Source organism: Spirosoma profusum, assembly GCF_014699005.1.
In the GTDB taxonomy this organism is placed as follows: Bacteria; Bacteroidota; Bacteroidia; order Cytophagales; family Spirosomataceae; genus Spirosoma; species Spirosoma profusum.
Map to the genome: position 1 here is coordinate 360667 of NZ_JACWZY010000003.1, position 13063 is coordinate 373729.

Consider the following 13063-nt stretch of genomic DNA (forward strand, 5'->3'; position numbering starts at 1 on the left):
CGCTACAGTTTTTCGGCGATACGTAGTTTGGCGCTACGTGCGCGTGGATTTCGGGAAATCTCGTCAGGCGTGGCTTCGATGGGTTTGCGGGTGATGGCACGTAGCGGTTTCAGTTCGTTGCCGAACAAATCTTTCTCCACCTCGCCCTGAAACTTGCCTTTGTTGATGAAGTTTTTCACCAAACGGTCTTCCAGCGAATGATACGACATCACCACCAGTCGCCCGCCCGGTTTCAATACGTCGGGGACTAGTTGAAGAAATTCTTCCAGCACCTGCAATTCTTCGTTTACTTCGATACGTAACGCCTGAAACACCTGCGCGAAATATTTATTTTCTTTACCACGCGGTGCCTGCCGTTGCAGAGCGGCTTTCAAGTCATTCACTGTTTTAATGGAGCGATTCGAACGAGCCGACACCAGAGCGCCGGCGGCTGTACGGGCGTTGGTTATTTCGCCATACATGCCCAGAATCCGGTGTAGGTCGGCTTCCGAATATTCATTCACGATCTGACTCGCCGTTCGGTCGGCGTTCTGGTTCATACGCATATCGAGGTCGGCATCGAAACGGGTCGAGAAACCACGTTCGGGTGTATCAATCTGGTGCGACGAAATGCCCAAATCCGCCAGAATACCGTCGACCTGTTCGGATTTGTACAGGCGCAGGTAGCGTTTGATGTTTCGGAAGTTGGCCGCGACAAATGTCAGACGTGGGTCGCCGATGGCCTGTGCATTGGCTTTGGCGTCGGCATCCTGGTCGAAACCAAACACCCGACCGGCTTCTAATTGATTCAGAATGGCGCGGGTATGCCCACCGCCACCGAACGTAACGTCGACGTAGGTACCGCCAGGTTGTAGATTTAGCCCATCAATACAGGCTTGTAATAAAACGGGTTCGTGGTAATCGCTCATTCAGAAACTAATGGACTGTTACGTAGTGTTTCAAATGTATGATATAGGATATATAATGTATTCTTGCTGAACAAAGCTATCATACATTATATATCCTACATCATACATTCCCATACAACCTGCATTATCAATATCATGAAAAAAATTTTTCCTCTGCTCGTGCTCCAGTTTCTGGTGTGGCCAACGGTGTCTTCCTGCCAGCCAGCATCGGCCACGTTTAAGCCTGGAACGTATCGCGCTTTTCTGAAAACGCCCGGCGGTCCGCTGCCGTTCGGGCTGGATATTCAACCTGCGCCGGGCGATGCCAAAACATACACCGTGTTTGCCTTGAATGGCCAGGAGCGCTTACCGATGGACGCTGCTACGTTACAAGGCGACTCGTTACGTATTCCGATGACTCTGTTTGAGTCAGAATTGGTTGCAAAGATAGATGGTAATACGCTCCGGGGTGTATACCGACGCCGACGTGTAGGGCAGTCTGTACAAACTTTACCGTTCGAAGCCCAGTTCGGTCAGACGTATCGGTTTACGCCTGATGAAAAGCCAACAACTGCCAACCTCACTGGAAAATGGGCCACCGACTTTGGGAGCAAAACCGGGAAAGTGGATACAGTGAATGCGGTAGGCGTTTTCGAGCAGAAAGGAAGCAAAGTCCTCGGAACGTTTTTAACACCAACGGGCGATTATCGCTATCTTGAAGGCAACGTAGTGGGCGATAGTCTGTTTCTATCCTGCTTCGACGGGTCGCACGTTTATTTGTTCAAAGCCAAACACAATCCAGCTACCAAAACCCTTACTGGTGGCCTATGGGCAGGTATTTCCAGTTACGAACCCTGGACCGCTCGTTTCGACCCGAGCACTGAATTACCTGATCCAGCCAAACTAACGTACCTGAAACCAGGTAAGAATACATTAAACGTATCATTTCCGGAACCCAATGGCAAAACCGTTTCACTAACCGACCCACGATTTAAGGGGAAAGTAACAATTGTGCAAATTTTGGGAACGTGGTGCCCAAACTGCATGGACGAAACGAATTTCCTGAGTCCGTGGTACCAAAAAAATAAGCAACGGGGGGTAGAAGTGTTAGGGCTGGCGTTCGAGCGGTCGGCGGAGATGGCCGTATCAGGACCGAAAATCGAACGGATGAAGCAGCGTTTTAAACTTGATTATCCCATTGCTTTAGCCGGTACGAACGATAAAGCACAGGCATCCAAAGCCCTTCCAGACCTGAATGCCGTCGTCGCTTTCCCAACGACCATCTTCATCGACAAAAAAGGCCAGGTTCGTCACATTCATACGGGCTTCTCCGGGCCAGGAACTGGTAAATACTACGAACAGTACGTTGATGAGTTCAATCGCCTGATGGATAAATTATTGGCGGAGTAGAAGGGCAAATGAGCATTATTGCCAGTCTACTCCAGCCACATCACTTTTTCGTAGGCAATTTCATAATCCATCTCTTCGAGCGGGATCAACTCGGTGAGATGGCCGTGTTCGTCGGTTCGGATGGCGTTCCAGCGACCGGATGCATCACGTAGCAAAATCCGGTAACCGTAAATCGGGTGCAACGTAGCAGCGTCGGTTCGGTGATCCCAGCCGGTTTGAAGTTCAACGGCAAAACCAATACGTTCTAAAACTTCCGGCAACTGATCTGCTACATTGTCGGTACCATCTAATTCCTCAATCCAAAGCACCAGTCCATCGGTGCCCCAGTTGAAATGAAGCGAAGCCGGGCTGAGGGTGATAATTGAAGCGTTCATAACATTGTTGTTTAAAATTTTTGCAAAGGGCATAGGGTGAACTATCCCCTTTATCCCATGCCCTATGCTGTCATACTCCAGGCGGGTGCGGAAAGCACGGTGCTTTCCTGCTCTTCCCGCCATTTTCGGAGCCAGAAACGATATTTCTTCCGACCGTAGTCGATAAAGCCAGGAATCGACGTAGCATCGACAGCAAACAGGCGGTGCGGACGTTGTTTCATCACGCCAATAAATACAAACCGAAACTGGCGTGTCGATGCCCACTCCTGATTGTCGGCATTACGTAGGCTATCGACGTAAAAAGCGGCTTGTCGGTCATAATCGTATGTATAGCACGATTCCAGAAACTGTGCCTGTGTTCGGGCCGACGTCGTTTTTACATCAATCACCAGCGCGTTACGTCGTTTAGGACTTGTATAAATCATGTCTAGGCGAGCTTTACAAGCAACGCTCGTAACAGGGTCTGTCGATAAAACGATACGTTCCCGCTCCGACATTCGCAGGTAACGGTGGCAGAACGTATCTTGCTTTATCGTACGCATCAATGCTGCTAACTGCTCAGCCTGCGCCAGCGATAATCCATCCAATCCAGGCTGATCTGAAGAGTCGACCATATCGGGCAATAATTGTTGAATAACCGTTCCTATCGATTCGGGTTCGAGCAGATGCTGGTGAAAAGCTCGTCCAAATACCTTTGTTTTCTCACCAATAAATCGCGCCGAGGGCACCGACCAATAGCCCAGATGTTCTTCTTTCAGCCGGGTCAGATCGGAATTCGACACGCGCGGTAAGGCGCGGTACGCATCGCCGGGTGTAGCAATCGGCTGAACTGAATTTGTATATACCGTTGGAGATAGCATCGAAAAGAAATTTAAAGAACGACGTAACGTATCGCCGACGTAGCAGTGATACGTTACGTACAATACGTTGGATCAGATGATTAGCCTGCCGGAAGTAGTTCCGGGTCTTCAACTGCATGAACAAACGGATTGTAGTAGTTCATAGCCGTTTTGATGTTGGCAATATCCGTTAGCGTTTCCTGCCGGAAGATTTTTACATCCTGCGCAAACTGCTTGAGTTCTACGGTTTTCTCTACGTCGCCAATTTTGTAGGAGAACGTAGCGATATAGTAAACTCCTTTGGGCTGCACCTTCGTGTTTTCTTTTTTCTCGGCCACAGCCGTAATCACTACGTCGGACAGCGTCTGATCGTCGTAATAAAGCGGTTCGATGAGCCGGAAAATATTATCGACGGAATAGCCGTGGAAAAGAATGGCCGATACGCAGTTTTTCTCATCGATAAAAAAGATTTCAGCCCAGTTTTTAGTACCCATATTCAGGATGTTATCCGTAAAGATGCGCCAGGCAATCGGCTGAAAGGTAAGGGTACGGCCCAGCTTCTCGGAACCATTGATGTTGAACACGCCTTCCTTCGCATCGAACCGATATTGACGTGGATGTCCTTCCAAATATTTATACTTATTGACTACTTCTCCTGTCAATTCGTGAATCTTTTGATACGGTTTCAGTGCGTCAACGCTTTGAATTGTCGAAAGTTGGTTTTTGTTTTGTGTGTTCATTAGTATTTGTTGTTTACTGTTCAAGCAGGGGACCCATGTTGCGGTCCCTTTTGCCTTTTTACAGGGTTGTGTTTATTGACTTAAAATTACACAAATTCATGTAAAAAACAAGCCCGTTTTGTAAGTTTAGTCGTAGTTTTTTACTCATTTTTGTGTAAAATGGCAGCGTGATTGGTAGGTGACTGAGATTCAGAGGGTAATCTGGGCCGTTTCGAGGTACCTTCACTACCTTCTGAAAATTTTTTCGGAAAACTGAAAATTTTTTTGCCAATTTTTCGCGATACATAACTATGACGATTCAACTCCGACTTCAGGAATTAATTGATGCCCTTGATGTTAGCGTCCTTGAGTTTGCCCGAAAATTAGGTGAACGCCGGGGCGAAAAAGTCTACCATATTCTTCACGGGCGACTGAAGCCGAGTTACGATACCATCGAGAAAATTCTGATGGCCTATCCGCAGGTCAACGCCGACTGGCTGTTACGTGGTGAAGGGCTCATGTTCAAGATACTTAGCTCACCTTCGGCGGCCATTACAACTGAAGAACGGCTGCGAAATGTAGAGTATTTGCTCTTTCAGCTTAATGAACGAATGACCGTGCTACAGGCCACGAACGACCAGCTACTAGCCGAGTTGACCGCCTTAGTAAGGAAGGGTAATTAGAAAATAACGTATCAGGATGTTGCGACAAATGAATTGAATGCATATATTTATTGTCAAAGTACCAGAACGAAGATCAATTTTACGTGTAAATCAACGTTTTCTTAACCTACCTCAACCAGCCCCTTCTTACCGGAGGGGCTTTTTTCGTAAACAACCGCCCTCACTTTCAGGTTATAGTCTGAAAAACACCAAACGTTATGGCAACTACATCACCATTCGATCCAGATAAAGTAGATCCTGAGTTTTATTCACATGATCCCAGTCAACACGGCGATTCCGACTTTGGTCGCGAATCGGGTGGGGTTGGTAATAACACGTATGAAGGTGGTACGTCGGGCATGGATTTGGATTCTGAACGACGTAATGAAACCTATGAAACCCGTGAAGCCAATCAAGATAAAGGTCGCGTAGGCGAACCGCATGGCGCTAGTCTGGGTGGTACGCAGCAGTGGGACGTTGACGCCGATGCCATTTCGGACGTACCGAAAGGACAACTGATGAGTGATGAAGCCGCTTCGAAACTGAACGAAGTAGCCGAGAACCCATCCGATGATGCGCTGCTGCACCGGGGCGACGCTACGTATCTCGAAGAGGGCGATAATCCGAATGCGGGCTACGATCCACACGATGTAGGATACACGGGTAAAGACAAGGAAACACCTCAGTAAGCTGAGTATAAATTTGTTCTAAAAAACGGTCAGGTGAAAACTTGACCGTTTTTTATTTGGCCGGGCAATAAGCTTCGCGACCTCTTACTGGCATTTCTTTTGTAAACTTGCTTTTTATTTCAGTTAATCCGGCAGATTCCCGCTGCCTTCGTATTGTGCTCATCGAAACCCGTGCTTATGCGCGGGCGGGTTTGCTCGGTAACCCGTCCGACGGTTTTTTTGGTAAAACCATTGCTATTTCCGTACGCAACTTTGGGGCGTCCGTTACGTTGTACCCCTCGCCAGAACTGAACGTTGAACCGCAAGCGCAGGACACGAACAGTTTCAGAAGCCTGCATCATCTGCGCGACGCCGTCAGTACGCTTGGCTATCACGGCGGTGTTCCGTTGCTGAAAGCAGCCATCAAGAAATTTGCCGAATACTGCGAAACCGAAAACATCCGGTTGCCCAATCAGAACTTTTCGATACGTTACCGAACGTCAATTCCGCGTCAGGTTGGGTTATCGGGGTCGAGCGCTATCATTGTTGCTACGTTCCGGGCGCTCATGCAGTTTTATGGGGTCGAGATACCGCAACCCATTCTTCCTAATCTGGTGCTGGCTACCGAAACCGAAGAACTAGGCATTACGGCGGGTTTGCAGGACCGGGTAATTCAGTGTTATGAAGGTTGCGTTTACATGGATTTCGACCGTTCGATCATGGAAAAGCAGGGACACGGCGATTATGAACCCATTGACCCGCGTCTGCTGCCCAAACTTTATATTGCTTACAATACCGACCTTGGGAAGCAATCGGGTCGCGTCCATAGTGATGTTCGGGCGCGTTGGTTACAAGGCGAGCCGCTGGTTGTTGACACCCTGAACGCCATTGCCGACGTAGCACGTCAGGGCCAGGAAGCCATTCAGCAGCACAACATTGACCGGCTCAACGAACTGGTCAATCGTAATTTTGATCTGCGCTCGACGATATTCAATATAAGCGACCGCAACCGCAGCCTCATCGAAGCCGCCCGTGCCTGTGGTGCATCGGCTTCCTTTACCGGCTCAGGCGGCTCCATCATTGGCATTTACCGCGACGATGCCATGCTGAACCGACTCTTTGTCGAACTCCGAAAAATAAACGCCCGCGTTATAAAGCCGTTTGTAGTATAATTTAGCGAAAGAGTGAACGAGCGAAAGTATCTGCCGGACGCTTTTACGCCGAATGATTTTCGCTCTTTCACCGCTCCGGCGGCCCGGTCGTTCGCTCTTTCACTCTTTAATTATGATCAAAAAAGCCATTATCCCTGCTGCCGGACTTGGAACCCGGTTTTTGCCTGCCACTAAGGCACAACCTAAAGAAATGCTTCCGATTATTGACCGGCCTACGATTCAATACGTCGTGCAGGAAGCCGTTGATTCGGGTATTGAAGATATTCTGATTATTACCGGTAAAGGAAAGCGTGCCATTGAAGATCACTTCGACCGGAATTATGAACTCGAAACCCGTCTCGAAGAAAAAGAAGACCAGTTATTGCTGGATGAAATGCGTCGGCTTTCGGACATGGCGAACCTGCACTACGTTCGTCAGCGCGAACTGAATGGGCTGGGGGATGCTATTCGGTATGCTCGCCATCATGTTGGCAATGAGCCCTTTGCAGTCCTGTTAGGCGATACCATCATGGACGCTGTGATTCCGGTAACGCAACAACTTATTGATACCCACGATCAGTATGGATGCTCCGTAATTGCGGTAGAAGAAGTACCTCACGACAAAGTGAATCGGTACGGAATTGTAGGCGGGAGATCGATAAGCGACCGAATTCTGGAACTGGAAACGCTGGTCGAGAAACCTTCTGTTAACGAAGCTCCGTCTAATCTGGCTATTGCCGGACGATACATTCTGACACCCGAAATTTTTTCGATGCTGGAACAGACGCCTGCTGGTAAAAACAATGAGATTCAGTTGACCGACGCCATGTTGCTGCTGCTCAAACGCGAAAACCTGTACGCCCACCGCATCGAAGGGAAACGTCACGACATTGGCAACAAACTTGATTTCCTGAAAACAACAGTAGAATTTGCCCTCAAACGCCCTGAATTTGCCGATAAGTTTCGGGCTTTTCTGGAGGAAATATTGCGTAAAGGGGAGTAAGGCTATTAGGGCAAAGGGGTAAGACCATAGGGCCAGAGTTCGCTTTCCCTATGCCCTTACCCCTTTTGCCATATGCTTCTAACGCACTTTCACACTAGCACTAGCTTCGTCATCTTCCCCATTCTGGTAGCCATTGCCCGGCGTTGAGTCTGGGTCTGCTACGTCGGCGTCGATAAGCTGTGCCTGGATGGTACCGCTACCGGCAGGTTGCCACTTCAATGATAACGTAGCGGATTTTCCGGCGGGCAGCGTGTTGATAAACGCTTTATAGGTCTGCCCATTCACCTGAATCCAGCCCGCCGGGCTTTGCGAACTGAACGTACCGTTTGGCAATACAACCTGCACAACTACCGAAGCCGCTGACGACCCACCCCGGTTGCTAACCGTCAGCGTTGTGGTGACAAGCTCGGAAGCTACTGGCGTTACTTTATCCACTTTCGCCAGTAAGCTCAGGTCGGCGGTGTTAGCATCAGTGGTCGGTTGATTACCTGAAACGACGGGTAGTGGTACCTGATTCGGGTTGGCCGATGCCGAGAAGAAGTTGTCGTCTGTAGTACGTATATCGATGGTGGACGCATCGTCCTGGCCATCACCCGTGCCCGAATTAGGCTGGCTATCGGAGTCGGGTGTTTGGCTGGCGGTGATTTGCGCCGACGTAGCGAGGCCACCAAGTTGCGTGGGCGTAGCGTCGAAACTGATAGATGACAGACTATTAGCATTAACTGTCCCGAGGTTGGCGCTTACGACGCCGTTGGCAAAACTTACCCCCGGCGAACTACTGCTCACAAAAGCTAATCCGGCCGGAAGCACACTTTTTAATTGAACACCCTGTGCATTATCTGGGCCGGCGTTGCTGGCTTGCAGCGTATAGGTTACTACGTCGCCAACCTTCGGCACTTTGTTGTTGACCACCATATTCAGTGATACGTCGGCACTGCCCGTACCCACCACTACGTTGCCCTGCCCGGACGTAGCACCCAAACCGCACGCATTTGCCACGGACGCCAGTTGATACGTTGTTGTTGCTGTGGGTGTTACCGAAACCAGATACGGATTCTGATACGTAGCGGTCACTGACTGCCCGTTCGTGAGCGTAAACGCCCACGGAGCTGGCCCCGTAAACGTAACAGGCAACTGCGCCGACTGCCCCGCACTCACCACCGCATTTCCGCTCAACGTAGCAGTCGTCGGTTCACCAATTTTTACTTCAACCGGATCAGATTCAACCTGGCAGGAACCGTACTGAGTCACGACGGAATAGACACCAGATTGGGTAGCGTAAAACGGTGAACTGGTTGCGTTGGGTATAATGACACCGTTACGTTTCCATTGCGGGTTGCCGAATGCGTAATTAGTGGCACTTAACTGTATGCTGTTGTTGGGGCATAAGTGTTTCCGTTGATTCATTACGTTAACAATCGGTTTTGTTGCCGCGGTAGTTCCTACATAAACTTCCTTCGATAAGCCAGTACAGCCTCCACTTCCATTCGTAATACGCACCGTGTAAGTCCCAGATTGACTTGTGTAGTAAATACTTGCTGTGACGCCGTTAACCAGTATTCCATTGCGATACCATTGATATTGGTATCCGCTAAACTCACCATTACTATTAGTAGATAAGTATGCTGCGCTACAGGCCTCTATTACCTGAATTCTGGGCGTAGTCGTATTGGAAAAGGTAAGCGATACCGGCTCAGATGTGGCCGAACAAGAGCCTCTCGTAATCCGTAATGTATAGCTTCCTGAAGTCGTAACTGCATAACCCGAATTGGTTGCGCCGGGAATATCTACGCCATCCCGCTGCCACTGGAAACTGCCATTGTTAATACTAGAGTACAGCCAGCGCGTTTCTCCTGAACAAATCGCTTTACTGCTAAAACCATACGAAATGCTTACTTTGAGCTGGTCTACCAGCGAAACTGCGACTGAATTGCTTCGTGTTTCACAAGCCCCCTGTTTCAGCACAAAAGAATATACTCCTGATTGATAGGCATACTGATAGCTATTGTTTGATGTCAAAGGAGCTAATGTAGTGATGGCTGTTCCATTACGAAACCATTGAATAGAGTGATTATTAAATCCGTAAGACAGCCCGGAATTAAGATAGGCGATAGCGTTTAAGCCTGTACAATAAAGTGAATCAGTGGGAGGGGCTAAATGGGCGTAGAGTGACGATCCAAACTGAAGATAAATGGGTGATGATGTGACAGCACAACTCCCATCTACGACCCTGACACTATATCGGCCTGTCTGATTCGCGGTATAGGTATAACTAGTAGCGCCGACAATATCGACATTGTCCCGCTTCCACTGAAAGCTGGCGGGTTCACCAACGTAGTAATTATTTATCGTTACAGGGCTGTCGGCGCATTGGGGAACTTCGCCAATCGGCGAAATCAAACTAGCGAAGACAGAGGTCGAAAAGCTCAGATTATATTGACCGGACGTAACCGTGCAGCCTGCCTGCCTGATTATAACTTTGTAAACACCAGCCTGTTGAGCGAGATGCGTAGACGAGACTTCACCGCTGACAGGACTGTCATTTAAAAGCCACTGATAAGAATCAGCGCCGTTGGTCGCTAAATTATTATACGTGTAAAGAGCAGGGTTTAGCCGAACGGAACTACCCGTACAAACGGTTGCTCCACCGTAGCTGCTTGCTCGTCGGTCAAATACATAAGCAGAAGTTAAATTGCCAATCGCCAGCGCATCACTTATTGAACTCTCAACTTCCGGATTTGTAGCAATAATTTTCACCCGATAATTAGTCCCGTAAGAAAATGCACTTGATCCACTTGGCAGTGTTACCGAAATAGGGCTGGAAACACCACTGCTGAGTTTTTGAGCGTTTGTAAAGTTGCCGTTGGCGTCAGATAGCCACACATCAAACCTATTTCCGTTTCCAAAGCCTGGACCTGACGTGGTGAATGATACGTTGAACGTATTACCCGCACAGAGCGTAGCGTTAGAAAAAGCCGTTATGGCGATGGTGGGTAACGTATAAGAAACAGCGAAAGCGTCGGTTGTATAGAGGCCGCGCCCGAACGTAGCGGCTGCGATGCGGCCATCGGAAGGGCGATACTTCAACATATTTACTCGATAGTTTCCAATGCCATTGTTCGTTGGAGCCCAGTCAGGATTTGACGACGTAATATCAGTGGTAGACCATACGCCTAGTTCAGTCGCTAGCAAAACCTGTAGCCGGTTTTGCGGATTGAAAATGGCGTAACGAACCGGGATATCTGGCAAGCCATGTCCCGGTTCATCTTTACTGAGCCAGATATTGCCGTTCGTGCTCGTATACCAAACCGATTTAACACCAAAATTGGAATACGTAACAAGCAGTTCGTTATCATCTACGCCCACATCGATACAGGAAACGACACCATTTTGTAGGTACGTATTGTTGCTAAGCGACGTAACATTAGGAGTAGTCTGATTCAGGTTAGTTACCTTATAAATATGACCACCAGAAGTTCCCACAAATAACGACTGCTTATCGGGGCTGAGCTTAAAAAAGGAAGGCGTATTGTTTAAACCGGAAAGCGGTAACGTGGTGGAACTGGTTGTACCGCCAATACCGGTTATTTTACGGATTGAATAGCCATTGACGTAATCGTAGGCATAGAGTGTATTGGATTGACTATCGTACTCGGTCGGGTTATTAGATGTGGCAGAAGTACCTGCAATGTATGTCCAGCTATTTCCATTAGACAGGTAATAGCTTCCGTAGTAGGAGGCCAAAACCTGGATGGTTGGATCGTCTTCGTCAACAAATGCGTATCCACCATCGTTGCCGCTATTGACAACGCTACTTCCAGTCGATAGATTTGGGTTGGGCACTTTTACAGTTCCTATTCCACGTGTGCCGCCTACCAAATAAGCGTTTCCAGGTGTAGCCTTCATGGCTACTGAATAAAAGCTACTCGATCGGTAACCTGAATTTCGGTTTATAACTGTGGGAGCTGGCTGAGGATTATTTCCCCAATCGGGCGACCACTCAATGCCTTGGTTACTGCTGAGCGCAACCCCCGTGCCACCCGGTTGAAACAGCAGCAGATTTTGGTATGAACTAGAGTTAGGATGGAGGGCAGAACTCCAGGTCGATCCACCATCACTAGAGCGATGCCAGTAAACACCACCCGCGTAAACATAATTAGGATCGGTCGGATGGACTGACAATGCTAAGTTATAATATCCATTTCCATTCGTAAAAAAACTGCTGGACGAAGCAACGGGGACCGCTATATCGGTCCAGGAAGCTCCACCATTAATGCTTTTCTTGAACCAGCGTAAATCTTGCGTGAAGTTTGGAGAATTATAAGCGTGCGAAACACCGTAAATAACCTGATTCGTCCCTGAAGTAGAAGAGGCCAATGCCAGCTCTGTGCGAAGTCCACCTGTGGAACCGGGCGGAGTAATTTCAGTCCAACTCGTACCCGTAGCATCGTTTGACTTGAAAACACGACTAGGATTGAAACCGGCATACAAAATACCATCCGAGCCGATTTCCAGGTCTGTTACGTTGTCGTTGGAATAATTGCCGCCAAGACCACCTACGCCAATCAACTGGCCTGGTGCCAGAGCGTAACTCCAGCTTGTGCCGCCATTGCTCGACTGCACAATGCCATATCGGGTAGCCACAAACACTTTTCCAGTGCTGTTAACCACAATCCGCTGAATATATGATAAGCCCTGATTCACACCCGGATAGTTACCGCCGGGAATACTGCTGCTCAGGCGTGTCCACGTAACACCGCCATTGGTTGTTTTCCAGATGCCACCTCCAGCCAGGCCATCATACGTATCGCCAGTACCTGCGTACATCACCTGTGGGTTCGAGGGGTCGGCGGCAAGGGCGGTGATGACGGTGTTTTCCCACGTATCACTTACTGGTGTCCACGTAGCGTTGGCGTCGGTGATGTCGTTGGTGTACCACAGTCCACCGCTTAAACTCCCCGCCCAGACTTTCTTGCGGGCTGGGTCGTTCAGGTCGAACATGAGCGCACGCGTGCGGCCGGCTATGTTGCTGGGGCCACGTTCCTGCCACATTACGTTCGGGATGGCACTATTGGTCTGTGCGGCCGGGCGATTTCTTAATTGCTGGCGGGCTGCTTCCAGACGTTCGTACGGGATGGTGTCTAAAGCTGGGTCAACTAATCGACGATACTCGTCTTCTGCGATACGTCGAAGGGTGTCGAAGGGTTGGGACTGAGCTGATACAAGGGTAACGGAAAGCGAAAACAAAACAACGGCTAGTAGCCGATAAGCAGTAGAAAAGGGCATAAATAACAAGCTACGGAACTGTACTTAATTAGCCTTAGCAAGTTACAAATTCTTCTTAAATTAG

The 13063-nt window shown here is 48.9% G+C and carries 10 protein-coding genes; 5 read left to right on the forward strand and 5 right to left on the reverse strand.

Annotated features, from left to right (window positions below; genetic code table 11):
• Positions 1-2: 2 nt before the first annotated feature.
• Positions 3-908, reverse strand: a complete 906-nt coding sequence (rsmH, locus tag IC229_RS06235) for a 16S rRNA (cytosine(1402)-N(4))-methyltransferase RsmH (protein ID WP_190886069.1) — start codon at positions 906-908, stop codon at positions 3-5.
• A 135-nt stretch (positions 909-1043) separates the two neighbouring features.
• On the opposite strand from rsmH, the gene IC229_RS06240 reads away from it, so the two are divergent.
• Complete coding sequence (locus IC229_RS06240) at positions 1044-2297, forward strand: peroxiredoxin family protein (protein WP_190886070.1); 1254 nt, start codon at positions 1044-1046, stop codon at positions 2295-2297.
• A gap of 26 nt (positions 2298-2323) precedes the next feature.
• Here IC229_RS06240 and IC229_RS06245 read toward each other — a convergent pair whose 3' ends face one another.
• The 3 genes from IC229_RS06245 to IC229_RS06255 all read right to left on the reverse strand — a co-directional run bounded on the left by IC229_RS06245 (position 2324) and on the right by IC229_RS06255 (position 4250).
• Positions 2324-2671: a hypothetical protein gene (locus IC229_RS06245; protein ID WP_190886071.1), complete on the reverse strand. Its 348-nt coding sequence runs from the start codon at positions 2669-2671 to the stop codon at positions 2324-2326.
• 62 nt (positions 2672-2733) lie between these two features.
• Positions 2734-3531 carry a PD-(D/E)XK nuclease-like domain-containing protein gene (locus IC229_RS06250; protein ID WP_190886072.1) on the reverse strand — a complete coding sequence of 266 codons (798 nt, stop codon included), beginning with the start codon at positions 3529-3531 and terminating at the stop codon, positions 2734-2736.
• Positions 3532-3611: 80 nt separating this feature from the next.
• Positions 3612-4250, reverse strand: a complete 639-nt coding sequence (locus IC229_RS06255; RefSeq protein ID WP_190886073.1) for a hypothetical protein — start codon at positions 4248-4250, stop codon at positions 3612-3614.
• A gap of 290 nt (positions 4251-4540) precedes the next feature.
• On the opposite strand from IC229_RS06255, the gene IC229_RS06260 reads away from it, so the two are divergent.
• From IC229_RS06260 to galU, 4 genes are all read left to right on the forward strand, one after another.
• Positions 4541-4912 carry a helix-turn-helix domain-containing protein gene (locus IC229_RS06260; RefSeq protein WP_190886074.1) on the forward strand — a complete coding sequence of 124 codons (372 nt, stop codon included), beginning with the start codon at positions 4541-4543 and terminating at the stop codon, positions 4910-4912.
• Between the two features lie 197 nt (positions 4913-5109).
• On the forward strand, positions 5110-5580 hold the full coding sequence (locus IC229_RS06265) for a hypothetical protein (protein ID WP_190886075.1): 471 nt from the start codon (positions 5110-5112) through the stop codon (positions 5578-5580).
• Between the two features lie 155 nt (positions 5581-5735).
• Positions 5736-6731, forward strand: coding sequence for a mevalonate kinase family protein (locus IC229_RS06270; RefSeq protein ID WP_190886076.1), 996 nt, complete (start codon positions 5736-5738; stop codon positions 6729-6731).
• Positions 6732-6843: 112 nt separating this feature from the next.
• Entirely contained in the window at positions 6844-7713 is an 870-nt protein-coding gene (galU, locus tag IC229_RS06275) for a UTP--glucose-1-phosphate uridylyltransferase GalU (protein WP_190886077.1), read from the forward strand.
• 78 nt (positions 7714-7791) lie between these two features.
• Here the strand turns inward: galU and IC229_RS06280 are convergent, their stop codons facing one another.
• Positions 7792-12999: a DUF11 domain-containing protein gene (locus IC229_RS06280; protein WP_190886078.1), complete on the reverse strand. Its 5208-nt coding sequence runs from the start codon at positions 12997-12999 to the stop codon at positions 7792-7794.
• Between the last annotated feature and the right edge of the window lie 64 nt (positions 13000-13063).